Origin of the sequence: Rhodococcus sp. 24CO (assembly GCF_050586165.1) — a bacterium.
Classification (GTDB): Bacteria; Actinomycetota; Actinomycetes; order Mycobacteriales; family Mycobacteriaceae; genus Rhodococcus_F.
This window is the reverse complement of record NZ_JAZFNF010000005.1, coordinates 334,179-359,261: the sequence shown is the minus strand read 5'-3', so window position 1 is coordinate 359,261 and position 25,083 is coordinate 334,179. Positions and strand designations below refer to the sequence as shown.

The window sequence follows — 25,083 nt, the reverse complement described above, 5'->3', positions numbered from 1 at the left end:
CGGGTGCTTTGGGTGGCGGGTTCGCGGGTACCGTCGGCCCACGCAACCTCGGGCGATCTGTGGCCGAATGTACCGATTCGACTGTCGAACGGCGTTGTCTTCCAGTACTCTACGCAGCTCAATTCGGCGTAGCCTCAGTTGAAGAATGTGTTCGATGTAGCACCAGAATAATATTCTTTAGAGCGAGAATGGCCTTTTCAAAGTGTGGTCGAATCAGGCATGATTCACCTATGAGCACCTTGGAACATCTCCACGACCTGACCGGCAAAGTTGCGATAGTCACGGGTGGATCCCGCGGGATCGGCCGAGCGATTGTCCAGATCCTCGCCGAAGCGGGAGCTGACGTGGTCATCGCGTCCCGCAAACTCGACTCGTGCGAGCGCGCCGCCGAGGAGGTCATGGCGTCGACCGGGCGTAAGGTTCTGCCGGTTGCGTGTCATGTCGGACGTTGGGACGATTGCGAGCAGTTGATCGACCGGACGCTCGAACACTTCGGCCGACTCGACGTGCTGGTGAACAACGCGGGTATGTCGCCCCCGTACAAGAACCTCGACGACATTACCGAGGACCTGTACGACAAGACTCTCAGCGTTAATCTCAAGGGGCCCTTCCGACTTGCGGTCCGCGCCGGTACCTACATGGCCGACAACGGCGGTGGTTCGATCATCAATGTCGGCACCGCGGGCTCCCTCGTTGCCAGCGTTCGAGAGCTGCCTTACGCATGCGCCAAAGCGGGCCTCAACGCTCTCACTGTCGGACTGGCCGAGGCCTTTGCGCCGACGGTACGCGTCAACGCGATTCTTCCCGGGCCTTTCCTGACGGATATCTCCAAGTCCTGGGCTCCGGCCGAGGGTGAAGATGCACCATTCGTGCCGCTCCGTCGTATGGGCCGTCCCGAGGAGATCGGTCCACTTGCACTCCATCTCGCAAGCGCGGCTTCCAGTTACACCACCGGTGCGATCATCCGCGTCGACGGTGGGGTTACCCGCAAGGTCTGACGAAAGGGAAACATGACCGACAACGTTCTACTCGAGGGCAAGGTGGCCGTAGTCACCGGTGCGGGCGGCGGGATCGGCCGCACATACTCTCGAGGACTCGCCGAGGCCGGCGCCGCCGTGGTGCTCGCTGACGTCAATCTCGAGGCCGCCACTGCAGCAGCAGACGAACTGGCAGCGGCCGGCCACCGCGCCATTGCGGTGCATGTCGACGTCCGGGACGAATCGAGTGCGGTCGAGATGGCGGCTACGGCAGCCCGGCACTTCGGGTCCGTCGACATTCTCGTGAACAACGCAGGGTTGATGGCTGAAGTGGTAGGCGAGGGATCCTTGACCACGATGGATCTCGAACTCTGGAACCGCACGCTTGCAGTCAATCTCACCGGTCCGCTTCTGTGTGCCCGCGCGGTGGTGCCCTACATGAAGGAGCGCGGACACGGCAAGATCGTGAATCAGTCGTCGAGCGGCGCTTTCATGGCTGCGCAGGCGTACGGTATCACCAAACTCGGCCTGGTGAGCATGACTGTGTCGTTAGCGCGAGAGTTGGCGCCGTTCGGTATTCGTGTAAATGCGATCGCTCCGGGAATGGTCAACACTGAAGCGGGTTCGATCGCGTCACCGCCGGAACTCAAGGAAATGGTCAAGCATGCCATTCCGTTTCCCTTCGGCGAGCCCGAGGAGCTGATTCCCGGTCTGTTGTACCTCGTCTCGTCGGGCAGTGACTGGGTGACCGGTCACACGCTCAATATCGATGGCGGTTGGGTCGTTCGAGTCTGAATCTGCTCCTTTACCAGTATTTCTCACAGTGAGGATCCAGAATGAAGCATTACCTGGTTGTCGAATCGCATCCCTCTCATCCGGATCGGCTGGACGAGTTCAATCGGTGGTACGACGAGATACACATACCGGAAGTGGTGGCTCTGGACGGATTTGTCGGCGGCACCAGACTGGCGGCTGCAGACGCAGATGGCGGTCCTTCCGTCACGCTCTACGAGCTCGAGGGTGATCCCCATGAGGCAAAGCGAAACGTTCATATCGCTGCTGCGGCAAAGCGGTTGAATATGTCGGATTCGCTAAGCTACGGCCCGATCCCGAAGATGCGGATCATGGCCGTGCAATCGGAGTACTCCAAACCACGTTGATTATCCAGAGCCAGAATAGTATTCGAGGCCGTCGCCGCAGTGCGGCGACGGCCTCGGGCAGTGGAGAGGGTGCTCAGCTCGGCAGATTTGCCGGAATCCAGTTGGGGTCACGTTTTTCCATGAATGCACGCATTCCCTCGCGGGGTTCCGGTGACGTTTCGAGCGCGCCGAACATGGTCTCGTAGTCGAACAGTCCGTAACGCTCGTTGAGCATTCGTTTGACCTGGGCACGGGCCAGTGGTGCGCTTTGCAGTACCTCGCGTGCGGCCTGAAGTGCGGCAGCCCGGAGATTCTCGTGCGGTACGACGCGGGATATCACTCCGAGTCGAAGTGCCTCTGCGGCATCGAATTTGCGTGCGGAGAGCATCAGATCACGCGCAGCTGCAACGCCGACGTGAGCGGGCAGTACGGCGGCGTAGGTCGCGTCCGGGATTCCGCGCAGAAGTTCGGGAACGCGGAATGTGGCCCGATCGCTGGCAACGGCGATGTCGGACATCATCGCAACAAGGAGTCCGCCGGCCTGGCAGATTCCGTTGACAGCGGAAATGACAGGCGCGCGGCTGTCTCGGATGGTCATGAACGGGACGACGTCGTTGCCTGAAAGTCCTTCCGGCATATTGTCTCCCGGATCGGAGCGCCCGCCTAGGTCGCCGCCGGGCGCAAATACGTCGTCGACACCGGTGATGATCAGTGCTCCCAGATCAGGATCGGAGTTCACGAGGCGAACTGCTCGTTTCAGCCCGTAGTACATCGCTGGGGTGAATGCGTTTCTCGCCGCGGGGCGATCGATGGTGCACCACCCGATCGCACCTTCGCGCTCGAACCGTAAACCGTCTGCTCCCAAGTCGTCTCCCATACGGCGAGCATACGTCATTCTCTCACCTAAGAATCGTAATCTCGCAAAAGTGGGGTCCGAGCTTGCCGGGGTGACAATGCGCCAACTCCGAACACCGCTCCCGGACCCCACTGACGGCTTGTTGCTGTCAGGACGTCAGGTCGATGAGTACCTTCCCGACGGCCTGGCCGTCGGCGACCATCCGAAGAGCATCAGCTGCCTTGTCGAGTGGGAATTCGGCGCCGATGTGGGGAACTGTCCGGCCGGCGACCAGTAGATCGGTGAGTTCGGCTTCATTTCGGCGGTATTCTTCCGGCGGGATGTCCTTGAACTGGAATCCGTTGACCTGCACACCCTTTACCAAGATCAAATTGAGCGGAATCTTGGGGATGACACCGGACGCGTACCCGATGGTGACAAAGCGGCCGCCCGGACGCAATGCACGAAGTGCAGGTTCGGAGAGGTCGCCGCCGACTGGATCGGCAACAACGTCTGCTCCCTGGGGGAGCGCCTTTTTCAGTGCCGTGCGCAGATCCTCGGTGCGATGGTTGACGAGGTGGCCGGCACCGTACGACGCCGCGACGTCAAGCTTGTTCGTGCTCGACGCGACCGCGGTGACCGATGCCCCGAGGGCAACACCGAGCTGAACGGCGGCAAGGCCGACACCGCCGCCGGCGCCGAGAACGATCAACTCGTCTCCGGGTTTGACATGAGCCACGGATCGGAGTGTGTGGTAGGCCGTGCGGTGAGCCACGCCGAAGGCGGCTGCGATTCGTGTCTCGACACCGTCCGGGATGCGGCCCAGCGTGAGTTTGTCGGAAGCGATGACAATTTCCTCCGCAAACGCGCCGACAAAACCGGTGCCGGTGACACGGTCACCTAGGGAGACAGCTGTGACACCGTCGGCAATTTCGGATACGACGCCGGCGAACTCACTGCCGGGCGTGAACGGCGGCGGGACACTGACCTGGTACTTGTTGGCGATCAACAACACATCGGAGAAGTTGACGGCTGCGGATTCGATGCGGATCCGAATCTGCCCGGCCTCGAGCGGAGCCGAGGGGAGTGTTTCGACGGTGACAACCTCGGGAGGCCCGTACGCCCCGCACACTGCAGCGCGCATCGCAGGTTACCTGCCCTGCCAGATGGGGGTGCGCTTCTCGATGAACGCCGCGGCGCCCTCTTTGGCGTCGCCACTGCTGAACACGACCGACTGCCACTGGCCGAGTTTCTGCGCAGCGCTGGTTGAATCGGTTACTGCGAGACGGACAAGTTCCTTACATGCAGCCAAGCCGAGTGGAGCGTTGGCGGCGATGCGCTCGGCGTATGCCACCGCGGTCTCCAACACCTGGTCCGGATCTACGACGGCGTTGATCAACCCGAGTTGGTATCCCCGTTCAGCCGTGATGAGATCACCGGTGAGCGTCAACTCCAGGGCGACGTGCATCGGGATTCGGGTTCCGATGTTGGTGCCGCCGCCGCCGGGGAACAATCCCCGTTTCACCTCGGGGAAGCCGAATTTCGCGGCCGACGACGCAATGATGATGTCGGAACCGAGGAGGAGTTCGAGTCCGCCGCCGATGGCGGTGCCGTTGGCGGCACCGATCACCGGGGTCGAGAGTTCGCCCGCTGCGAGTCGCGCGAAACCCTCGGAGGTGAAAGCTCCTTCACCTTCCGTGGCAAATGCCTTCAGATCCATACCCGAGCAGAAGGCGCGATCACCGGTGGCCGTGATGACGATGGCGCGGATGTCCGGATCGGCGTCGGCAGCAAGAACCGTGTCGCCGAGATCGCGATACAGGCTGCCGGTGAGGGCATTTCGTGCGTCCGGACGGTTGAGGCGCAGGATCAGGATCTGTCCGCGACGTTCTTGAACAAGTTCGGGGGTTGTGTCGGTCATGACTTGTACTCCGTTGTCTCGGCGAGTTCGGCAGCAGCGATCATCGATTGGGCGACAATGGGTCCGAAGGCGAGTAGCTTCTCGTTATCGCCCGCACGCTGGAACCCCTGCTCGAGGATGATCGCGAGTTTCCACTTGGCGAGGATGCGGTAGTAGTCGAGGTCGTCGACCTGACGACCCGAGATCTCGGAGTAGTGCCCGGCCAACTGTTCCATCGACGGCATGCCCTGCAGATTGACGTAACTGCTGGTTGCGGCCTCCGGAGCGCTCGTGTCCTTGGGCCAGCCCTCGAGCATCCAGGCGAGGTCGAGTTTGGGGTCGCCGACGGTTCCCATCTCCCAATCGACGATGGCGGAAAGCCGGGCCGGTGCACCGTTTTCGAACATCACGTTGGCGAACTGGTAGTCGCCGTGCATGATTCCGGGGATGAAGTCGAGTGGCTTGTGGTTCCGCAGCCACTCGGTGGCGACTTCGATACCTTCGAGTTCGCGGCCCTTGATCTTCTCGAACAGGCTGGTCCAGCGATCGACCTGACGCTCGTGGAAACCGTCGGGCCGGCCAAGATCCTGGAGGCCCTTGGCTTTCCAATCGACCTTCGACAGAAGCGCGATGCCTTCGGCCAGCTGGTAGCCGAGTCCGCTCCGTGCTTCGAGGTCGCTCTTGAAGGGCTCCGGCCAATTCCGGTCGTCCATGGGGGACCAACCGTCGACAAACCCCATGAGGTAGAACGGCCGGCCGAGTACGGATGCGTCCTCGCACACGGCGATTGCCTCGGTGTGCGGCACATCGGTGCCGTCGAGCGCCGAGATGATCTGCCACTCCCGGAGGATTCCCTTGTCACGGTTGGCGGGAGCCTCCGGCGGTGGTATCCGGATCACGCAGCGAAAGTCGTCACGGGTGAGTTCGTAGATTTCGTTCTGGGTACCGCCGGAGAGGTATCGGTGCTCGAGCGGCGCGCCTTTGCCGAGACCTTCGCCGTCCATCCAGTCCGAAAGCCGTTGAAAATCGATCACAGGTTCCCCACTTCCAGTTCGAGGTACTCGGCGTACTTTGCCTTCGCGGCTTCTTGCTTGCGCGGGATCCATTCCGTGGGCCAGAGGTCTTCGCTGGGGCTGTAATCCCGCAGTACCTGCTTGGCCACGGTGGTCTTGTGCACCTCGGTCGGACCGTCGGCGAGACCCATCACGGCGGCACCGTGAATCATCTGGAAGAGCGGAAGCTCGTTGGTAACGCCGAGTGCGCCATGAATTTGCATTGCCCGCCAAGCGATGTCGTGCAGCACGGTCGGCATGATGACCTTGGCAGCAGCGATGTCCTTGCGGACCTTCTTGTAGTCGTTGTACTTGTCGATCTTCCATGCCGTGTGCAACACGAAGAGCCGGAACTGAGCCAGTTGTGCGTATGAGTCGGCGATGTAGCCCTGCACGAACTGCTTGTCGGCGAGCCGGCTGCCGGCGGTTTCGCGGCTCAGCGCGCGCTCGCACATCATATCGATTGCCTTCTGCGCGAGGCCGATAGTCCGCATGGCGTGGTGGATTCGTCCGCCGCCGAGTCGCGTCTGCGCCACGGCAAATGCCTGGCCTTCGCCGCCGAGGAGTGCGTCCTCGTGTACCCGGACACCTTCGTAGTGGATGAGGGCGTGAGTGCCGTCATTGAGGGGCTCACCGTACAGGCCTACGTTGCGGACGATGTTGATTCCCGGAGTGTCCGACGGTACGAGGAACATCGACATGCCCTTGTACACACTGACATCGGAGTTCGTGACGGCCATGACGATCAGGAACGACGCGGTTCTCGCGTTGGAGGAGAAGTACTTCATTCCGTCGATGACCCAGTGGTCGCCGTCCTTGACTGCGCGCGTCGTGAACTGCGCGGGATCCGCACCGGCCTGAGGTTCGGTCATGGAGTAGGTCGAGAACATCTCACCGTCGAGTAGCGGCTGCAGGTAACGCCGCTTCTGCTCTTCGGTGCCGTAGTGGGCGATGATCTCGGCATTCCCAGTATCCGGTGCCTGGCATCCGAATACGATTGGTGCCCAGGATGATCGACCGAGAATCTCGTTCAGTAGCGCCAGCTTGAGTGCTCCGTATCCCTGGCCGCCCATGTCGGGTCCGAGATGTGTGGCCCACAGGCCTTGCCTCCGTACCTGCTCCTTGAGTGGGTCGATCGCCTTACGCCTGGCTCCGTCCAGTGGCACGAACTGCTCGTGCGGCCAGACCAGGTCGAGTGGCTCGACCTCTTCACGTACGAACTTGTCCGCCCAGTCCAGTTTCGCTTGGTACTCGGGGTCGGTTTCGAAATCCCACGCCATGTGCGCCTCCTTGGTTACTTGGAGAATAGCGTTCTTATTGATAAAAATGCAATTCTTTTCGGACGAATTTCTTATTCTTGACGGGTGCGACGGTCGATGTGTTGGTTCAGTCAAACCTGTTGGGCCGGTGAGGTTCTCCATGAACCCGTGAGGCTGTTCGCGGGTACGACAAATGCCGCCGACACGGGTGTCGGCGGCATTTGTTCAAGCGTGGAAGCTACGAGTTGGCGAGCTCGTAGCGTCGACGGTATTCGGCCTTGGATGTCTCACTGATATCGACATCGGTTGCTCGCGCACGCAGGGCGCCTACGGTGGCGTCCTCGCGCTTGATGTGCTTGAAGGGATCCCAGTCGAAGAACCGGGCAACGTTTCCGAAGGTGATCTTGTCGATCTCCTCGTCGGTGAGCTTGGCGTCGACGAGCTCTTCCATCAACATCTCCGGCGAGATAGGCCACGTGGAGTCGGAATGGGGGTAGTCGCATTCCCAGGCGATGGTGTCGATGCCGAGGCGGTCACGGTTGTTCAGTCCGCTCGGCTCCGTGATGTAGCACGCCAGGAAGTTCTTGCGCCACACATCGGTTGCCGTCATTCCCTTGGGGAGGAAGCTGGTTCCGGTCCAGGACTGGTTGACGACGTGTCGTTCGACTCGGTCGAGCCACGGCGCCACCCAGCCGACGCCACCCTCGCTCATGGCGACCTTGAGATCCGGGAACTTCTGGAAGGCTCCGCTGAGCATCATGTCGTTTGCCGCGATAGTCGAAATGAGTGGTGTCAGAACCATCATGTCGTCGATGTTGAAGCCCTCGGGACGCTTGACCAAGCTGAAGCCACCGCCGATGTGCAGACTCAGGACGATGTTGGTCTCGACGCATGCCTTGAAGATCGGATCCCAGTAGCCGGACTTGAAGTCGGGGTAACCCTCACCGACTCCGTACGGAGTCTCGGGGATGCTGATGGATCGGCAACCCATTGCGGCGAGGCGGTGGATCTCCTTGACGGATTCGTCCACGTCGAAGAACGGGATGATGCCGAGGGGGATGAAGCGCCCGGGGTGGGCATTCGGTACCTCGCCGACGACCCAGTCATTGAAGGCCCGAGATGCCGCTAGGGACAACTTCTTGTCCGGCAGGCTCGCAAGGTGGGTGCCGGCGAATCCGGGGAAGGTGGCAAACAGTGTTGCGGCCAAGGTGCCGTTGGCATCCATGTCGCGCACACGCAGGTCCATGTCGTAGACGCCGGGACGCATCTCGGCGTAGCCCGTGGGGTCCATGCCCCACTCTTCCTTCGGCCAGGAGACAACGGCGTTCAGGCCGGAGCTGCCGACTACCGTGTCCTGGAAAAGCCAGGCTTGCACGTTGGGGTTGCGGGGGTGGGCCGTCAGCTTGGGGGCCTGGTCCATGAGGCTTTTCGGGAAGTGCTTTTCGAAGATGTCAGCCGGTTCGACTACGTGGTCGTCGATGCTGACCATCACCATGTCGTCAATGTTCATTGAGAATCCTCTCCTGCGCTGCGCAGAGATGCCTGGCAGCGGCGCCTACTGCAATGAGAATATTGTTTTCGGTATTGAGAATCAATAGCTGGACGAGCGGAGAATCACATATTCGCAGTGGATGGTCACCGCAACACCGTGCCGCCGTCGACGTTGACGACCTGTCCGTTGATCCACTCGCCGTCATCGGACATCAGGTACGCGACCATGCTCGAGATGTCGCTAGGTCGGCCTCCCCGTGTACTGCGAGATCGCGCGATCAACGACTGCAGCAGTTCGGGCGACGCGCCCTCCTCGATCTCTTTTGTCAGGATCAGGCCGGGAGTAATGGCGTTGGCGCGGATGCCTTCGCGGCCCCAGCGGGACGCGACGTGGCGGGCGAGGGAGTTGATTGCGGCTTTGGTCGCCGAGTAGGCGGGACGCTGCGGATCACCAGTGAACGAGGCGATCGACGATGTGTAGACGATAGTGCCACTGCCGCGCGCGAGGAGTTCGGGAATGGCGTGCCGGGTCACGAGCATGTGACCGCGGAGGTTGACGGCGATGGTGCGGTCCCAGACCTCGAGGTCGATGTCGACGATATCCGTGTCCTTGGACACCGAACCCATATCTCCGGCATTGATATGGACGGCGTCCAGACCTCCGTAGGTTCGGACGCTGAATGCCACCAGTTCTTTGACGGACGTGTCGTCGGAAATGTCGAATTGTGCTGCAACTGAGCGTCCTCCGGCCTCGTTTATTGCCGCCGCGGTCTTTTCGGCGCCTTCGAGGTTCAGATCACCGACAACGATCTGTGCGCCCTCCTGCGCCAGTCGCTGCGCGGAGGCAGCGCCGAGGCCGGTGGCGCCGCCGGCAATCAGAATGACCTTGTCTGTCAAACCCTGCACGAGGGTCTCCTGTTCTCTCGTCAAGCGATAGGGGTGGCGCGGCTCGACCGATAGCGGTCACGCAACAGGCGCTTGTACAACTTGCCGTTTGGATCACGCGGGAGCGCGTCGACAAAATCGATACTTCGGGGGCATTTGTACGACGCCAGTGCCTTGTGGCAGTACTCGATGAGCTCGGCGGCGAGGGCAGCGTGGGCCGCCGCTGGATCGACCAGTTGCACAACAGCCTTCACCGACTCGCCCATCTCGTCGTCGGGTACACCGATGACTGCGACGTCGGCGACGGCGGGATGGCCGGCGAGTTCGTTCTCCGCTTCCTGCGGATAGATGTTCACACCGCCCGAGATGATCGTGTGCGCCTCGCGGTCGGTGAGATAGAGGTATCCGTCCTCGTCCAGACGTCCGATGTCGCCGAGTGTGCGCCACCCGCGGTCGTTGGTGACGGACGCGGTCTTCTCGGGATCGTTGTGATATTCGAACGGACGGCCGCCGGAGAAGTACACCGAGCCGACTTGTCCGATGGGAAGTTCCGCGCCGTCCTCGCCCACGATGTGGCACTGCTGCATCGGCCGCCCGACGGAGCCAGGGTGCGTCAGCCACTCCTCGGGTGTGATGGTCGAAGCGCCTACATCCTCGGTGCCCGAATAATATTCGTGGATGATCGGTCCCCACCAGTCGAGCATCTGCTGCTTCACGAGGATCGGGCACGGCGCCGCTCCGTGAATTGCGTTGCGCAGGCTCGACAGGTCGTATCGCGCTCGTTCTTGTGGTGACAACCGAAGCATCCGCACGAACATGGTCGGCACGAACTGCGCGCTTGTCACTCGGTGACGCTCGATCAGTTCAAGGCATTGGAGTGGGTCGAAGTTCTCCATCACCACGACCGTGGCGCCGAGACGGTGCCATGACATCGAAAAGACCAGGGGCGACGCGTGATACAGCGGTGCCGGCGACAGGTACACCGCATCGGTGACGGTGTTTCCGGCCATCAGGCCCCTGGCGATCAGGACGGGTGCGGCATTCGGATCTCCGAACGCCGTTCCTGGCAACGGCTTACGTACACCTTTGGGACGTCCGGTGGTTCCGGACGAATACAGCATTTCGCGGCCCTCGCACTCGTCGTCGAGTGGTGTGGCCGTCTCGCCGGCCAGCACGTCGTCGTACCGATCGAATCCGGAGACGTCACCGCACGCAGATATGCGGATGGAGATACGCGAGACGTCGAGGTCGGCCACGACGTCGGCAAGTGTTTCGCTCGAGATCAAGGCGCGGGCACCACAATCGTCGAGAACGTACTGGACCTCGAGCGGGCGTAGGTGGCGGTTGATCGCGGTGTAGTGAATGCCGGATCGCTGCGCTGCCCAGGCAATTTCGAGAAAGGGGCGGTTGTTCTCCATCAGGATCGCGATGTGGTCGCCGACGCCCAACCCGCGCGCCCGCAAGGCCCGCGCAAATCGCGTCGACCGCTCGTCGAGTTGGGCGTAGGTCGTGACCTCACCGCTCGATGCCATCACGATGGCAGGGGTGTCCGGGCTCAGGCCCGCGTGGTAGCTCGGAGTCATCGTCGCGGTCGTCATCGACTCGCCTCCACTATCGATCCGTTCGAAGAAGCATTGCGCCGCCGGGGGACAGGCCACCCGTGGCCGCGACGGCGACCTTGGCTCCGACGACCTGACGGTCACCGGCCTCGCCGCGCAACTGCGTGACCGCTTCGTGAATCAGCCCCATGCCGTGGGTGCGGCCGTGTGAGAGTTGTCCACCGTGCGTGTTGAGCGGGATCACGCCGTCGCGGGCGATGTTGTGGCCGCCGTCGAGGAAATCCTTTGCTTCGCCGATGCCACAGAAGCCCAGCGCTTCGATCCAGGACAGGCAGTTGAACGAGAATCCGTCGTACAGTTGCGCGACATCGACATCACTGGGGCGCATCGTCGTTCGTGTCCACAGGTGGGCGGCGGGGCCGAGAACCTGAGGCTCGTGTGTCAGTGTGCTCTGATCCCATTCGATACGTTCGACAATCTGCGTGCCGACAGCTTCGACGAGTACCGGTGGCTTGGCAAGATCGTGTGCCGCATCGATGGCAGAGACGATGACGGCGACCGAAGCGTCGCACGGTACGTCACAGTCGTAGAGACCGAATGGCGTGGTGATGGTGCGGGCCGAGAGATAGTCGTCCATCGTCATCGGGTCGCGATAGATCGCGCTCGGATTGAGTGCGGCATTGGCCCGTTGGTTCAGCGCAATCCAACCCAAGCTTTCGCGGGTTGTGCCGTACTTGTGGAAGTGGCGCTGCGCATTCTGCGCGAGAGTGTGCGCCGCGGAGGTCGCCCCGAACGGGAACATCCAGCTCGGTGTGCGACTCGGCGCAGGTGGGCTGATTTCGCCCAGGCGCATCAGTTCGTTGTGGGTGGCTTCCCAGACAGTTCGGTAGCACAGCACGTGGCGGGCAAGGCCGCTGGCGACAGCGATCATCGCCGCGATCACCGAGCCGCTGGGGCCGAAGGTTTCAATGCCGCCGTTATGCCAGGTCGGCCGGATACCGAGAGCCGCCTCGACGCCCGTCACTCCGCCGCCCTCGCCGAACCCTCCCACCGGTCCGGCGCCGGGATAGCTTGCGAGACCGTCGATGTCGTCCATCGTGAGACCGGCGTCGGCGACAGCACGCTCGCACGCCTGCACCGTCAGTTCCATGGGGGAGAGCATCAAGCGTCGACCGATCTCGGACATGCCGATGCCGGTGAGCGCCGCCTTGTCCTCGAATTTCACGGTGGTGGACATCGGTCGTACGCGTCGTCGGATCTCTTCCGGATCACCCTCGGCCTGTGGCAGCGGCGCGGGTTCTGGTTGCTCAGCTGTCGGCCGGAACAACGGAAGCCACACATCCCCGTCCTGGTGGAAGACAACTTCCATGCGCATGCCCAAGTGCAGTTGCGCGGGATCGCACTCGATTACGTTGGTAGTCAGCCGAACCCGAGGATCGTCTTCGATTGCGACCTGGGCCACCACGTAGGGTGCCGGCAGGCCAGGCATGCTGAAGCGTTCGTTGACCGTGAATCCGATGAGTGTGGCGTAGCCGGAAACCACGCGCACGCCCATCTGATGTGACCGGCAGTACCTGCAGACCGGCTGCGGCGGATGGATGAGAGCCGAACAGGACTCGCACTCCTGTACTCGCAGCCGGCCATCCGCGCCGGACGTCCAGTAGAACCGGTTTTGCCGGGTCACAAGGGGAAGAGGACGCCCCGACTCGGCTACCTTGTTCTCGTTTACCGGATCGACTACCGCGGAATCAGTCACTTACTTCAGTTTCCTTACTTCTGCGCAGTGATCGGTGCGGCGAGTCCCTGCTCGTCGACGATCAGCTGGATTTTCTCGAGGGTCTCGTCGAGGCCGGCGCCGAGACGCGGGCCGGGGGTGAATGTCGCCGGGAGGTGACGCATGCCCTGGATGACGCCGATGGAGTCGTAGTGCACGGTGCCTTCGGGATCGCACGTGAAGTCCGGCATCCGGTCGAAGACTGCGACGAGCATGCGCTTGAACACCGTTCGGGCCAGGTTCGAGCCGATGCAACGGTGAACTCCCAGACCGAAACTGAAGTGACGGTTGGCTGTTCGTTCGAGGTCGACTGTGTTCGGGTCCTCGAAGAGTTCGGGGTCGCGGTTGGCCATCGCCCAGGAGAGCCAGAGTCGATCGCCCTCTTTGAACTGCACGCCGCCCAATTCGCCGTCGGCGGAGAAGGTACGGCCGTCGCCCGGTGTCGGGCAGAAGAAGCGGAGAAATTCTTCGGTTGCCGAGTCAAGCATGGTGTCGCGTTCGCGGCTGAGGATCTCGCGCTGATCCGGGTTCTGTGACAGCCACTCGAGTGCGTGTGACGTGAGCGCTGTTGTCGTGTCGAACCCGCCGCCGATGAGCAGGCTGAGGACTCCGAGAAGTTCGAGATCGTCCGGCTTCTCGCCGTTGACGGTGGCACGGGCGATCGCGTCGACCATGCCGGGCCGGGGGTTCTCGCGGATCTGGTGGAGATTGGTGAGGAGGTCCAATCCCATGGCGCGGTGGAGCTCACCGATTCGTGCGATGTCAGGTGAATCCGGCGGGGTGTACATGGCCGCGTGTACCGGCTCGCAGTAGACGGACCATTTGACGACAGGGATACCGAGCATTGCCAGTGTGATGACGGCCGGGACGATGTTCGCCAGATCGTCGATGAAGTCGATCTTGCCGGACTCGATCTTCTCGTCGAGGCTGGCGCGGATCACCTCGTCGATGAGCGGAACCCACTTCTTGATGGCAGCGGGAGACAGGTAGGGGTTGAGAACCGCGCGGAACTCGCGATGCTCGGGATCGTCCATTTCCAGGATGCCGCCGCGGACACCGGACGCGCGTTCCGCGGTCGGAATCATGATTCCCTTGTAACCACGACGAACTCCCTTGAGGTCGTGATCATTCGAGATGTCAGCGGACCGCGCGAGAGCGAAGACCTCGTCGCCACCCGAGGCAACCCAGTGCCCGCCGTGGGTGTCGGACCAGGCCATCGGACACTTCGAGTGCATCTCCTGGGTGATGTCCAGGAAGTTGTCGCGATAGTCCGCTGCGTGCCGGTCGAACTGGAATACGGGCTTCTCGTGATTGTCTTGCGCTGGCGCATTGTCGATGCTCACGGAGCTGTCCTCTCTGGCGTCTTGGCGTCGGCGTTCTCGGAGGCGGAGTTACTCGCAAAGATGGTGATGGCCTGCTCGGGGCAGGAATGGGCAGCTTCCCGCACCTTGTCCTCGAGATCGGCAGGAACATCGCCTTCGATGGCCGTAGCGTGGCCGTCGATGTCGCTCAGTTCGAACACATCCGGTGCAGCCATGGCGCACAGTGTGTGCCCTTGGCACAGTTCTGGGTCGACCTTCACCTTCACAATATTCCTCCTGTTTGCACGTGAATCTTTTTGTTATTCAGGCTGTTTCGACTAGCTGATAGGGGATGGCCGGTAATGACGATGTTGATCGAACTTGCGTCGTCGACGGGCGGAAGGCGGGCACGGAACGTGTCCTGGCCCGGAAATGGGCTGGGCTGGGAAATGGCTCGGGCCTGAGTGCGCGACTCGCCGGCGACGGGGCTGCCGTCGTTACAGGTGAGTGTTCGAGTGTCGCATTCTGGTTCACAAGAATCTCCAATTCAATTTTGGAGAATCCTACTCTCGCGCTGACGTGGCCGCAAGATCCCGAGTAGAGACTGCTCATGTGCAGTGCAACCTTTCGGCGGGGGGTATGCGTACGACTTCACAGTTGCTACATTCACACCACCAGGATGCAATATTCTCGAATATGAGAACTCTATTTTCATACTTTAGTGAGGAGAACGGATGTCATCTCAGGAATCGGTATCGGCCAACGAGGGCACCGCCGTGCTGGATGTCGATCGGCGCTTGCTCATCGACGGAAAGCTCGTGACAACGGAGCAGACGTTTGCGTCGATCAATCCCGCTACCGGTGAGATCCTCGGTTACGCACCGAATGCGGGTGTCGCGGAGGCAGAAGCCGCTATCGCAGCGGCACGCAAGGCCTTCGACACCACCAGCTGGGCAACCGATGTGGAATTCCGCATCAAGTGCCTCGACCAGCTGCACCAGGCAATGCTCGACAATCTCGAAGAGTTTCGTGCGCTGACGATCGCCGAGGTCGGAGCTACCTACCTCAATACGCAGGGCAACCAGCTCGAGGCGCCCATCGGCATCATCCGCTACTACGCCGATCTGCTGCGTACCTACCCGCTGACCGAACAGCTCGGCGAGGTAGACATCAAGGGGCAGAAGCACAATCGCTGGATCGAGAAGGAAGCCGCCGGAGTTGTTTCCGCGATCATTGCGTACAACTACCCGAATCAGCTGGCGTTTGCCAAGCTGATTCCGTCGCTCGCCGCCGGTTGCACGATCGTCCTCAAGGGCGCTCCGGACACACCGCTCATCACGTTGGCGCTGGGTGAATTGATCGCCAATCACACCGATATTCCGGCCGGCGTGGTCAACGTACTGTCCTCGTCCGACGTGGAGACCGGCAAGATCATGACCACCCACCCCGACGTGGACGTGGTCACCTTTACCGGATCCACACCCGTCGGCGCTTCGATCATGGCTGCGGCAAGTGCGAGCCTGAAGAAGGTCTTCCTCGAACTCGGCGGCAAGTCGGCATTGATCGTGCTCGAGGATGCCGACTTCGGCACGGTTGCACAGTTCGCGGCATTCTCGATCTGCTCCAACACAGGTCAGGGCTGTGCGCTCACCACCCGGTTGCTCGTGCCGCGGGCACATCACGACGAGATCGTCGCGAAGGTGGCCGGAATGATGGCGCACGTGCCGGTCGGCGACCCGACGAACCCGAAGATCTACATGGGCCCGCTCATCAGTGAGAAGCAGCGCGACAAGGTCGACGGTTTGGTTCAGCGGGCCGTCGAGGCGGGCGCGACGCTCGTGACCGGTGGCACGCGGATCGATCCCGGCTATTTCTACGCGCCGACTTTGCTGGCAAATGTCCACCCGGACAGCGAAATTGCGCAGGAAGAGGTCTTCGGACCCGTGCTCGCAGTCATCCCGTTCGATGACGACGACCATGCTGTGGAGATCGCCAACAACTCGAAGTACGGACTCTCCGGTGGCGTGCTCGGCGCCGACGACGATCGTGCGATTGCCATCGGCCGTCGTATCCGCACCGGAACCTTCAGCATCAACGGCGGCAACTACTTCACCCCCGATGTTCCGTTCGGTGGGTACAAGCAGTCGGGCATCGGCCGTGAGATGGGTACCGCCGGACTGGAGGAGTTCCTGCAGACGAAGGCTTTTGCGACGGTGGTCAAGTGAAGCCTCTCGAGGGAATCCGCGTTCTCGAGGTCGCGATGTACGGCTTCGTTCCGTCGGCGGGCGCAGTGCTCGCCGACTGGGGCGCCGAGGTCATCAAGGTGGAACACGCCGTCACCGGTGACCCGCAGCGTGGCCTTCGTCAGGTCGGTGCGATGAAGGTCGAGGGTGACCCGAACCCCAACGTCGAGCACGCCAACCGCGGCAAGCGCAGTATCGGCCTCGACATGGGAACCACCGAGGGCAAAGAGGTGTTGGACGCACTGATCCGTAAAGCGGACGTGTTTCTCACGAGCTTCCTGCCTCAGGCCCGGACCAAGTTCGGAATCGACGTGGACGACGTTCGCGCCGTGAACCCGAAAATCGTCTATGCCCGCGGCAGTGCGCTCGGACCGCGCGGTGTCGAGTCGGACAAGGGTGGGTACGACATGACGGCTTTCTGGGCCAGGGCCGGAATCGCCGCTACCCTCACGCCTCCAGGGGTCGACGGAATGATCACCCCGCCGGGGCCTGCGTTCGGTGACACGATCTCCGGTACGAACCTTGCCGGCGGTGTTGCGGCAGCACTGCTCAAGCGGGAACGTACTGGCGAGCCTTCGGTTGTCGACGTCTCCCTCCTGGGTAGCGGTGTGTGGTCCATGGGACACGGGATTGCGTTGTCGGCGCATCTGAGTCAAGCGATGGCGGCGCCGGTGCCGGGTGGTCATGGCGCACTGACCAATCCGCTGTCAGGGTTGTACAAAACGGCTGACGGGCGCTTCCTGTCCTTCGTGATGCTTCAGCCTGGCAAGTACTGGGCTGATGTGTGTCGCCACATCGATCGCCTCGACCTCATCGACGACCCTCGTTTTGCCGATTCCCAGCAGATTGCCGCCAATACCGAAGCAGCAGTGGCAATTCTGCGTGAGGTACTGGGCAGCCGCACGCTCGCGGAATGGTCGGAGAAGTTTGCCACGCTGGCCGGACCATGGGCGCCTGTGCAGGACTCGTTGCAAGTGTCCAGCGACGCGCAGGTTCTGGCCAACGAATATCTGCTCAAGGCAGGCGAACTCGAACTGGCCGCAAACCCGGTGCAGTTCGACGTCACCGCACCCGAACTGCGCGCCGGACCGGAATTCGCCGCTCACACAGACGAAATCCTCACCGAATTGGGCTTCGACTGGGAACGCGTCATCGCTTTCAAGATCGCGGGAGCAGTTACCTAGGAGGTTGGACCGCACCTGACAAATGAGGGCCGACCCGTTGGGGTCGGCCCTCATTCAGCTTTCGGTGCTCAGCTTTTCTCGGCGTCGCGAACCGTAATCGTGCCGTCCCTGACGGCGTCGGCGATGCTGTCATGAAGCATCGGGCAGCCGTCCTTCAGCGCAGATTTCTGCCCCGACGCGATGGCGTCCTTGAACGTGTGACACCGACGAGTCGGGTCGGACGTCCACTGAATACTGGTGTGCTTGTACGTGTTCTTGCGAACCAGTACGCACGCGCCACATGCCTTGCAATCGACTTCCTGCATCCCCGAGTCGAGGTATTCCTGCTTGTCCTCGACGGTCTGGGCTTCGATTGCGCCCCGCCGTTCCGGTTGCCCGGCAAAGTCCGGAGCCTTGGCCCAACGGAGGTCACGGGTCGAGGCGCTCACGACTAGACCTCTGCTTCCTTCTGTGCAGCGGCTTCCTTCTCGGCCTTCTGGCGGGCGAGGTTTTCCTCGACCTCGAGGTGCCAGGCTTCGTTGGCCTTTGTGGTGTCCACTTCGAATTCGAAGCGCTGCGTCATCTTCTCGGTGACGTCGGCCTTGTCGACGTAGAACTGTTCGTACCAGCGTCGTAGCTGGTAGACGGGGCCGTCCTCCTCGCAGAGGAGTGGATTTTCGATCTTGGTCTTGTTCTTCCAGATCGCGACGTCCTGAAGGAATCCTTCGCTGATGCCCTCGGTGAACTTGCCGGCCAACTTGTCGGCCATTTCGTCGGAGACACCGGTCGGCTTCTTGACCGTCACGCCCCACTGCAGCACAAATGAATCCGGGCTGATCGGGTAGTGGCAGTTGATCAGGACGCTTTCGACCTCGTAGCCGCTGTAGCTGTTCCACAGAGGATTGACCATGTACGACGGTCCGTAATACGCGGCTTCGGAGCGAAGCAGTGTGTCGCCGCCGTACTGGGAGGCCATTCCGATGTCGGGACGTCCGGTGGTGTTGAGGTACTGAGTGGCGATCTCACCTTCGAAGACGTTCTTGAAGTACGTCGGGAAGGCGTAGTGGATGTAGTAGAAATGCGCCATGTCCACGACGTTGTCGATGATCTCGCGGCAGTTGGAACCCTCGATGACCATGGAGTTCCAGGTCCAGTCTGTCCACTCGTCGCTGTACGCGCCCTCGATGCGAGGGATCACGATTTCCTCGGGCGGGGGATTGCCCTCCGGGTCGTTCCAGACGAAGAGCTGAGCGTTCTGCTCGAGTGTGTGCCAGGCCCGGGTGCGGGCGAGCGGGGGCACGCGGCGGGCGTAGGGAATACCGGTGCACTTTCCGTTTCCGCCCCAGCGCCAGTCGTGGAACGGGCACGCGATGGAATCGCCTTTGACCTCGCCTTGGGTGAGGTCACCGCCCATATGTCGGCAGTACCCGTCGAGAACTTTGATATCGCCCTTGCTGTCGGCGAACACGACGAGTTTGGTGCCGAAAGCCTCGATCGCGTGCGGTTTGCCGTCCTTGAAGGTCTTCAGAAGACCAAGGCAATGCCATCCACGCGCGAACCGTGTCTGCACCGTTCCCACGTCGATCTCGCGAATCTGCGCCATAGTGACCTCACATCCCTTCTAGCTGTTAATAGAACACGTTATAGAATGAACTCTGGTTTCGCTAGATTTCAGAAGCACTTGTTACAGCATTGCGGCCGTCAATGACGCGGTTTACGACATCTCGACAGAAAAGAGAACGTGTTCTAGTCTCAAAGGTAAGTGAACTATCCGAGCGAGACAGACGGGAGCGTCGAAGTGGGTAACCATGACAGCCACGAGGTGATGCAGAAGCTCGACGCATTGTTGCCGGCACTACGTGAGCGGGCGCAGGAGACCGAGGATCTTCGTCGTATCCCTGACGAGTCCGTCAAGGCATTGCAGGAGACCGGTTTCTTCCGTCTGCTGCAGCCCAAGCAGTGGGGCGGATACGAAGCCGATCCGGTCCTGTTCTACTCGGCGGTCAAGAAGATCGCGAGCGCCTGCGGATCGACGGGGTGGGTCTCCTCGATCATCGGTGTTCACAACTGGCACCTGGCTCTGTTCTCGCAGCAGGCCCAGGAAGACGTGTGGGGCAAGGACTCTGACGTTCGCATCTCGTCCTCCTACGCGCCCATGGGTATGGGTGAGGTAGTCGAGGGCGGCTACAAGGTGAACGGCGCGTGGGCGTGGTCGTCGGGTTGCGACCATGCAACGTGGGCAGTTCTCGGTGGGCCGGTCTTCAAGGACGGTCGCGCAGTCGATTTCGTCAGCTATCTGATTCCCCGCGAGGACTACCAGATCGACGACGTCTGGAATGTGGTCGGCCTGCGCGGAACGGGCTCCAATACCGTTGTGGTCAAGGATGTATTTGTTCCGTCGCACCGCGTGCTGAGCTTCCGGGCGATGAGTGAACTGACTGCTCCCGGACTCGAGAACAACACTGCTCCGGTCTACCGGATGCCGTGGGGCACCATTCATCCCACTACGATTTCGGCCCCGATCGTCGGAATGGCTTACGGTGCTTACGAAGCGCACGTCGAGCATCAGGGCAAGCGTGTTCGCGCAGCCTTTGCCGGCGAGAAGTCCAAGGACGATCCGTTTGCGAAGGTTCGTATCGCCGAGGCGTCCAGCGACATCGACGCAGCCTGGCGTCAGCTGTCCGGCAATGTCGCCGACGAGTACGCGTTGATCCTTGCGGGCGAAGAGGTTCCGATGGAGCTGCGTCTGCGAGCGCGACGCGATCAGGTCCGGGCAACCGGCCGCGCGATCGCGTCCATCGACAAACTCTTCGAGAATTCCGGAGCAACCGCACTGCAGAACGGCACGCCGATTCAGCGATTCTGGCGTGACGCTCATGCCGGACGCGTCCATGCGGCCAACGATCCAGAGCGCGCATACGTCATGTTCGGAACAGGCGAGTTCGGTCTGCCGATCACCGACACGATGGTCTAGGGGAGACGTCCGTGACAACCACCGAAGAAGTGTTCACCTACGAATCGACGTCACGGTTCGCGCAGGTGCGCCCCGACTTGAAACTGCACTTCCACGAAGCCGGGGTAGGGAACGATCGCACCATCGTGCTGCTGCACGGCGGCGGTCCGGGAGCCTCGTCGTGGTCGAACTTCGCCCGCAACATTCCGGTGCTGGCCCAGAACTTTCACGTCATCGCGGTTGATCAGCCCGGCTACGGACAATCGGACAAGCCGACCGAGCATCCGCAGTACTTCGTGCACAGTGCATCGGCGCTCCACGATCTGCTCGACACGTTGGAGATCTCGGGACGTGTTGACCTTCTGGGCAATTCCCTCGGCGGCGGTGCCGCAGTGCGCTTTGCGCTCGACTACCCGGACCGCGCCGGTCGCCTCGTTCTGATGGGCCCCGGCGGTCTGAGTGTCAACTTGTTTGCACCGGACCCCACCGAGGGCGTCAAGAACCTCGGGAAGTTCAGCTACCAGCCCACCCGCGAGAACCTCGAAGCATTCCTGCGGATCATGGTCTTCGATCAGAAGCTGATCACGCCGGAACTCGTAGACGAACGCTTTGCTGCGGCCAGTACTCCCGAGTCGCTGGCTGCGGCCAAGGCGATGGGTAAGTCCTTCTCCAGCGGCGACTTCGAGCTCGGCATGCTCTGGCGCGAGGCATACAAGCTTCGTCAGCGTGTGTTGCTGATCTGGGGCCGTGAAGACCGTGTCAACCCGCTCGACGGCGCTCTCGTGGCACTCAAGATGATTCCGCGCGCGCAGCTCCATGTCTTCGGCGGTTGCGGGCACTGGGCACAGCTCGAGAAGTTCGACGAATTCAACCGGCTCGCAACCGACTTCTTGCTCGACGGAGGTAAGTGATGGGTATTCGATCTCTGGCGTACATGCGTATCGGAGCCACCGATATGGGCGCGTGGCGCGAGTACGGGCTCAAGGTTCTCGGCATGAGCGAAGGCAAGGGCGTCGACCCCGATTCGCTGTACCTTCGCATGGACGATTTCCCGGCACGTCTGGTCATCGTTCCGAACGAGTCGGATCGTCTGCTCGTCTCCGGGTGGGAGACCGCGAATGCGGCTGAGCTGCAAGATATCCGCGACAGGTTGTCGGCAGCCGGTGTTCCTTTCAAGGAGGGCACGTCGGAGCAGTTGAAGGACCGTCGCGTCGTCGAACTGATCGCGTTCGAGGACACTTCGGGGAACTCGCTCGAGGTGTTCCATGGTGTAGCGCTCGAACATCGACGCGTCGTGAGCCCGTACGGACACAAGTTCGTCACGGGGGAGCAGGGTCTCGGCCACGTCGTGCTCACTACCGATGACGACGACGCGTCGTTGCGTTTCTACCGCGACGTCCTCGGCTTCAAACTGCGGGACTCGATGCGTATGCCACCGCAGATGGTCGGCCGGCCCGCAGACGGCGATCCGGCGTGGCTGAGGTTCCTCGGCTGCAACCCGCGGCACCACAGCCTGGCATTCCTGCCGTTCCCCAACCCGACGGGCATCGTGCACCTGATGCTCGAAGTGGAGAACTCCGACGACGTCGGACTGTGCCTTGACCGTGCGCTGCGTAAGAAGGTCAAGATGTCGGCGACGCTCGGGCGTCACGTCAACGACGAAATGCTCTCGTTCTACATGAAGACACCCGGCGGCTTCGACATCGAATTCGGTTGTGAGGGACGCGAGGTCGAAGACGAAAGTTGGATCGCGCGGGAGAGTACGGCAGTGAGTCTGTGGGGTCACGACTTCACGGTCGGAATGAAGCCGTGAGTGCCCCCGCACTCGACCCGCGGCAGTTCCGTACGGTCCTGGGTCAGTTCTGTACCGGCGTCACCATCATCACGACCGTCGACGACGGTGTTCCGGTGGGCTTTGCATGTCAGTCGTTTGCCGCGCTCTCCCTCGACCCGCCCCTGGTGTTGTTCTGCCCCACCAAGGGTTCTCGGTCCTGGGCGGCAATCGAGAAGACCGGAAAGTTTGCCGTCAACGTGTTGGCGGAGGAACAGCAGTCGGTATGCGCGCGCTTCGGTTCGCGTGAGCCGGACAAGTTTGCCGGTATCGACTGGACACCTTCGCCGTTGGGTTCACCGATCATCGACAAGTCACTCGCGCACATAGATTGCACCGTGGAGACCGTCCACGACGGCGGCGATCACTTCGTGGTCTTCGGGCGGGTCTCGTCGATGAGTGAGGTCAAGACCGAGCGTCCACTGCTGTTCTATCGCGGCCAGTACACCGGAATCGAACCGGACAAGACCGTACCCGCACATTGGCGGGACGATCTCGAGGCGTTCCTGACAACGACGACGGAAGACACCTGGCTGTAAGGGCCTGCTTGCCCCTACAGGGAAAAACACGTCTGGCAGAAGTCCTCACCGAACGGCGTCAGCAGGATGCTACGACGCACTATCTTGTTGGACCGGCCCGCGCGGCGCACAGCGTCGATCACCGCGGGCTGGACTTCGATGACCTGATATCGCTCCGCTTCGACGGGTTCACGCGAGAACGACACCAGCCCGAGTCGGTGCAGGTTGTTGAGGTAGGCATTGGTGCGATCCAGGTGCCGGCACCCGGCGAGATCGCCGATCATCGACAGGCCTTCGTCGATCATTTCCGACCCGACGCCAAAGGGCCGGGCTGTCCGGACGTCGACGGCCGGCTGCGCGCCCGACAATGCGAGCAGGCGGAGGATGCGTGCTTCGTCAGGCGCAATCTCGTCGAGGATTCGGTCGTAGGCGGGGTGGAGATCGTCGCGGTCGGTGACGTCGGCGGAACGGTCGAGCAGATTGTCGCCGCGCTGGCGCAGGGCCGCAAGCAAGGCCTCGGTGCTCTGTTTACCCGTGGGGCGAGAGCGCATGGCCGATCGCAGGTTCTCGGATCGGGAGGGCCCAGCACTTGCCGGTCGCTTTGTCGAAGGTTGAACGTTGGCGGCTTCGGCGGCCTCTGCTGCCGCTTCGGCGGCGGCTGCAACGATCTGCCGCGTCGCCTCGCGCGCCGTGCCCAACGCCCACCCCGTTATCTTCAGGGACGTAAGTGTGGTGGTGGCGGTCAAGCCGACCAGGCTACGAATCAACCGCTTTTCGACGGATTCTTCGGTACCCGTGTCGATATCCCAGTCGTACGTGGGTTCTTCGCGCTGCTCACTCATTCTCATACTCCGAATATCGCGAGGTGCAGGAAACCGGCTAATGAGCCGAGCACCGCTCCGTGGACGAACAACAACCATTCATCTTGTTTGACGGCAGATCTCAGCAGTTCGCTGAAGTCTTCCGGTGACAGTTTGTTCATTTGCGCCGTGACGAATATCCGGATCTTCTCGGACTGACTTTCGGCAAAAGCCGCGTCCTCGAATACTCGTGGAACGAGGTCGAGCACTTCGGTTGTCGCGAGGCTCGGCAGGCGCTCGTAGCTCTGTGAGCCGACCGTCATCTTCACGACGGATCGTGCCCACCCGACGGCGTCGTCGACGGATTCACCCAGTACCTGATCGAGCATCCGACGGGTTCGGTCCGAGCGCGGCCCTTCGAGAAGTTCTGTGCCGATGTTCTCGAGAGTGATGACGCTGTCGGCGAGTGTTTTTGCGTAGCCCTCGATGATCTCGGTGCGTCGTTTGAGGAAAAGACCTTGCCGCCACGGTACCCATCGGCTGGGTGCGATGGGCTCGAAGATCATCGTGATTCCGAGGTAGTTGACGACGTAGCCGATGATGACTCCGCCGATCGGCAGGATCCACCAGAAAGGTAGGAAATGCAGTACGGCTACCAGGACGAACCCCATCGGAAACCCGAAGTAGAAACCGAAGTTCTGCATGAATCGCAGCTCTTTGTTTCCCATGGTCCGGAAAATGTCGTTGAGTAGTTTCGGGTGCGACGACAGGTATCGGATCACCATGAGTTTGGCGTCGATGAATTCGTCGATGTTCTCTTCGATGCGGTCCGTGATGGTGCGGACGCTGGCCGGCAGATCTTCCTCGACCTTCCGGAAAACGGCTTCTTTCACCGGGTTCGGAAGGTTGTGCCAGAGCTGAGGATTCTCTGCGGTCATGATTCTGGTGACAACTCCGCGGACTTCGCTTCGCGAGATGGTGACCAGATGTTCGGCGATGCTGTCCGGGTCGAGTTCACGGTAGAAGTCGGCAATGCTGCCCACTTTTGCCAACGATTTGTCCACTGCGATGGACGCCATCTTCTCGGCGCGGGAGGGCACAATTCCTTGCCAACCGAACCGGCCGTCGCTGGTGATGGCCGGGATTACCTGGACCCGGCGCGGGAGCAGTGGGTACAGGATCTTGAGGCCCGGAATTCTGATTCCGTGGAATTCGAGTGGGGCGAAGAGCATCAGAACGCCAGACCAATTGGTGATGTACCCGATGATTCCCGTGAACAAAGGAATGGTGATCAGCTGTTCGAGCAAGTGGTCCGGCACCGTCGCCCATCCTCCTCATATCCGAGAACCTCACGTTCGGACATGATTGCCGAAACTTCGCTCTTCGTGGGTGTTTCCTTCGTT

General features: G+C 61.5%; 23 protein-coding genes and 1 pseudogene. 9 read left to right on the top strand and 15 right to left on the bottom strand.

Translation table 11 applies throughout. From position 1 onward, the window contains the following. The first annotated feature begins 230 nt into the window (after positions 1-230). The 3 genes from V2B23_RS14570 to V2B23_RS14560 are packed head-to-tail and all read left to right on the top strand — an operon-like array spanning position 231 to position 2,137. Positions 231-998: an SDR family NAD(P)-dependent oxidoreductase gene (locus V2B23_RS14570; RefSeq protein WP_430950990.1), complete on the top strand. Its 768-nt coding sequence runs from the start codon at positions 231-233 to the stop codon at positions 996-998. Between the two features lie 12 nt (positions 999-1,010). Next, positions 1,011-1,772, top strand: a complete 762-nt coding sequence (locus V2B23_RS14565; RefSeq protein ID WP_430950989.1) for an SDR family oxidoreductase — start codon at positions 1,011-1,013, stop codon at positions 1,770-1,772. Between the two features lie 41 nt (positions 1,773-1,813). Beyond that, on the top strand, positions 1,814-2,137 hold the full coding sequence (locus tag V2B23_RS14560; RefSeq protein WP_430950988.1) for a hypothetical protein: 324 nt from the start codon (positions 1,814-1,816) through the stop codon (positions 2,135-2,137). 73 nt (positions 2,138-2,210) lie between these two features. Here the strand turns inward: V2B23_RS14560 and V2B23_RS14555 are convergent, their stop codons facing one another. The 11 genes and pseudogenes from V2B23_RS14555 to V2B23_RS14505 all read right to left on the bottom strand — a co-directional run. Continuing rightward, on the bottom strand, positions 2,211-2,993 hold the full coding sequence (locus V2B23_RS14555; RefSeq protein ID WP_430950987.1) for an enoyl-CoA hydratase/isomerase family protein: 783 nt from the start codon (positions 2,991-2,993) through the stop codon (positions 2,211-2,213). Between the two features lie 127 nt (positions 2,994-3,120). Continuing rightward, on the bottom strand, positions 3,121-4,095 hold the full coding sequence (locus tag V2B23_RS14550; RefSeq protein ID WP_430950986.1) for an NADPH:quinone oxidoreductase family protein: 975 nt from the start codon (positions 4,093-4,095) through the stop codon (positions 3,121-3,123). 6 nt (positions 4,096-4,101) lie between these two features. Then, a complete protein-coding gene (locus V2B23_RS14545) occupies positions 4,102-4,872 on the bottom strand; it encodes an enoyl-CoA hydratase-related protein (RefSeq protein WP_430950985.1) in 771 nt (256 codons plus the stop codon). Further along, entirely contained in the window at positions 4,869-5,885 is a 1,017-nt protein-coding gene (locus tag V2B23_RS14540; RefSeq protein WP_336880696.1) for a phosphotransferase family protein, read from the bottom strand. Before V2B23_RS14540 ends, V2B23_RS14545 begins: the two co-directional genes overlap by 4 nt. Then, positions 5,882-7,183: an acyl-CoA dehydrogenase family protein gene (locus tag V2B23_RS14535; protein ID WP_430950984.1), complete on the bottom strand. Its 1,302-nt coding sequence runs from the start codon at positions 7,181-7,183 to the stop codon at positions 5,882-5,884. Before V2B23_RS14535 ends, V2B23_RS14540 begins: the two co-directional genes overlap by 4 nt. A gap of 217 nt (positions 7,184-7,400) precedes the next feature. Then, the gene (locus V2B23_RS14530) at positions 7,401-8,672 is read right to left on the bottom strand and encodes an amidohydrolase family protein (RefSeq protein WP_430950983.1); all 1,272 of its coding nucleotides are present in this window, start codon (positions 8,670-8,672) and stop codon (positions 7,401-7,403) included. Positions 8,673-8,797: 125 nt separating this feature from the next. Continuing rightward, positions 8,798-9,559: an SDR family NAD(P)-dependent oxidoreductase gene (locus V2B23_RS14525; RefSeq protein ID WP_430950982.1), complete on the bottom strand. Its 762-nt coding sequence runs from the start codon at positions 9,557-9,559 to the stop codon at positions 8,798-8,800. 20 nt (positions 9,560-9,579) lie between these two features. Continuing rightward, positions 9,580-11,121, bottom strand: a complete 1,542-nt coding sequence (locus V2B23_RS14520; protein WP_430951158.1) for an acyl-CoA synthetase — start codon at positions 11,119-11,121, stop codon at positions 9,580-9,582. 28 nt (positions 11,122-11,149) lie between these two features. Next, positions 11,150-12,853, bottom strand: coding sequence for a thiolase C-terminal domain-containing protein (locus V2B23_RS14515; protein WP_430950981.1), 1,704 nt, complete (start codon positions 12,851-12,853; stop codon positions 11,150-11,152). 14 nt (positions 12,854-12,867) lie between these two features. Then, on the bottom strand, positions 12,868-14,214 hold the full coding sequence (locus V2B23_RS14510; protein WP_033232470.1) for a cytochrome P450: 1,347 nt from the start codon (positions 14,212-14,214) through the stop codon (positions 12,868-12,870). Positions 14,215-14,273: 59 nt separating this feature from the next. Next, positions 14,274-14,459: pseudogene (locus V2B23_RS14505) on the bottom strand (ferredoxin); the annotation flags it as partial. Positions 14,460-14,906: 447 nt separating this feature from the next. Here V2B23_RS14505 and V2B23_RS14500 point away from each other — a divergent pair. Both V2B23_RS14500 and V2B23_RS14495 read left to right on the top strand, forming a co-directional pair. Further along, positions 14,907-16,397, top strand: coding sequence for an aldehyde dehydrogenase family protein (locus tag V2B23_RS14500; RefSeq protein ID WP_430950980.1), 1,491 nt, complete (start codon positions 14,907-14,909; stop codon positions 16,395-16,397). After that, complete coding sequence (locus V2B23_RS14495) at positions 16,394-17,599, top strand: CaiB/BaiF CoA transferase family protein (protein WP_430950979.1); 1,206 nt, start codon at positions 16,394-16,396, stop codon at positions 17,597-17,599. Before V2B23_RS14500 ends, V2B23_RS14495 begins: the two co-directional genes overlap by 4 nt. A gap of 68 nt (positions 17,600-17,667) precedes the next feature. Here V2B23_RS14495 and V2B23_RS14490 read toward each other — a convergent pair whose 3' ends face one another. Both V2B23_RS14490 and V2B23_RS14485 read right to left on the bottom strand, forming a co-directional pair. Next, entirely contained in the window at positions 17,668-18,027 is a 360-nt protein-coding gene (locus V2B23_RS14490) for a hypothetical protein (RefSeq protein WP_430950978.1), read from the bottom strand. Between the two features lie 2 nt (positions 18,028-18,029). Further along, on the bottom strand, positions 18,030-19,181 hold the full coding sequence (locus tag V2B23_RS14485; RefSeq protein WP_430950977.1) for a Rieske 2Fe-2S domain-containing protein: 1,152 nt from the start codon (positions 19,179-19,181) through the stop codon (positions 18,030-18,032). 195 nt (positions 19,182-19,376) lie between these two features. On the opposite strand from V2B23_RS14485, the gene hsaA reads away from it, so the two are divergent. From hsaA to hsaB, 4 genes are read left to right on the top strand one after another with little or no spacing between them, the layout of a single operon-like run. Beyond that, positions 19,377-20,552 (top strand): 3-hydroxy-9,10-secoandrosta-1,3,5(10)-triene-9,17-dione monooxygenase oxygenase subunit, encoded by a 1,176-nt coding sequence (gene hsaA, locus V2B23_RS14480; RefSeq protein WP_033232672.1) that lies wholly within the window; start codon positions 19,377-19,379, stop codon positions 20,550-20,552. 11 nt (positions 20,553-20,563) lie between these two features. Then, positions 20,564-21,442 (top strand): 4,5:9,10-diseco-3-hydroxy-5,9,17-trioxoandrosta-1(10),2-diene-4-oate hydrolase, encoded by an 879-nt coding sequence (hsaD, locus tag V2B23_RS14475; RefSeq protein ID WP_430950976.1) that lies wholly within the window; start codon positions 20,564-20,566, stop codon positions 21,440-21,442. Further along, positions 21,442-22,344: an iron-dependent extradiol dioxygenase HsaC gene (hsaC, locus tag V2B23_RS14470; protein WP_430950975.1), complete on the top strand. Its 903-nt coding sequence runs from the start codon at positions 21,442-21,444 to the stop codon at positions 22,342-22,344. Before hsaD ends, hsaC begins: the two co-directional genes overlap by 1 nt. Further along, the gene (gene hsaB / locus V2B23_RS14465; RefSeq protein ID WP_033232457.1) at positions 22,341-22,901 is read left to right on the top strand and encodes a 3-hydroxy-9,10-secoandrosta-1,3,5(10)-triene-9,17-dione monooxygenase reductase subunit; all 561 of its coding nucleotides are present in this window, start codon (positions 22,341-22,343) and stop codon (positions 22,899-22,901) included. The genes hsaC and hsaB overlap by 4 nt, the downstream gene beginning before the upstream one ends. 14 nt (positions 22,902-22,915) lie before the next feature. On the opposite strand, the gene V2B23_RS14460 is transcribed toward hsaB, so the two are convergent. Together V2B23_RS14460 and V2B23_RS14455 are read right to left on the bottom strand one after the other, a co-directional pair. Continuing rightward, complete coding sequence (locus tag V2B23_RS14460; RefSeq protein ID WP_430950974.1) at positions 22,916-23,722, bottom strand: Abi-alpha family protein; 807 nt, start codon at positions 23,720-23,722, stop codon at positions 22,916-22,918. 2 nt (positions 23,723-23,724) lie between these two features. Then, a complete protein-coding gene (locus V2B23_RS14455; RefSeq protein ID WP_430950973.1) occupies positions 23,725-24,999 on the bottom strand; it encodes a DUF445 domain-containing protein in 1,275 nt (424 codons plus the stop codon). Between the last annotated feature and the right edge of the window lie 84 nt (positions 25,000-25,083).

Bases quoted from the DNA above. Each gene is read 5' to 3' on its own strand.
- V2B23_RS14500 (WP_430950980.1), top strand. From the start codon at position 14,907: ATGTCATCTCAGGAATCGGTATCGGCCAACGAGGGCACCGCCGTGCTG.
- hsaC (WP_430950975.1), top strand. From the start codon at position 21,442: ATGGGTATTCGATCTCTGGCGTACATGCGTATCGGAGCCACCGATATG.
- V2B23_RS14550 (WP_430950986.1), bottom strand. From the start codon at position 4,095: ATGCGCGCTGCAGTGTGCGGGGCGTACGGGCCTCCCGAGGTTGTCACC.
- V2B23_RS14570 (WP_430950990.1), top strand. From the start codon at position 231: ATGAGCACCTTGGAACATCTCCACGACCTGACCGGCAAAGTTGCGATA.
- V2B23_RS14520 (WP_430951158.1), bottom strand. From the start codon at position 11,121: ATGACTCCGAGCTACCACGCGGGCCTGAGCCCGGACACCCCTGCCATC.
- V2B23_RS14545 (WP_430950985.1), bottom strand. From the start codon at position 4,872: ATGACCGACACAACCCCCGAACTTGTTCAAGAACGTCGCGGACAGATC.
- V2B23_RS14555 (WP_430950987.1), bottom strand. From the start codon at position 2,993: ATGGGAGACGACTTGGGAGCAGACGGTTTACGGTTCGAGCGCGAAGGT.
- V2B23_RS14560 (WP_430950988.1), top strand. From the start codon at position 1,814: ATGAAGCATTACCTGGTTGTCGAATCGCATCCCTCTCATCCGGATCGG.
- V2B23_RS14460 (WP_430950974.1), bottom strand. From the start codon at position 23,722: ATGAGTGAGCAGCGCGAAGAACCCACGTACGACTGGGATATCGACACG.
- V2B23_RS14530 (WP_430950983.1), bottom strand. From the start codon at position 8,672: ATGAACATTGACGACATGGTGATGGTCAGCATCGACGACCACGTAGTC.
- V2B23_RS14485 (WP_430950977.1), bottom strand. From the start codon at position 19,181: ATGGCGCAGATTCGCGAGATCGACGTGGGAACGGTGCAGACACGGTTC.
- V2B23_RS14535 (WP_430950984.1), bottom strand. From the start codon at position 7,183: ATGGCGTGGGATTTCGAAACCGACCCCGAGTACCAAGCGAAACTGGAC.
- V2B23_RS14565 (WP_430950989.1), top strand. From the start codon at position 1,011: ATGACCGACAACGTTCTACTCGAGGGCAAGGTGGCCGTAGTCACCGGT.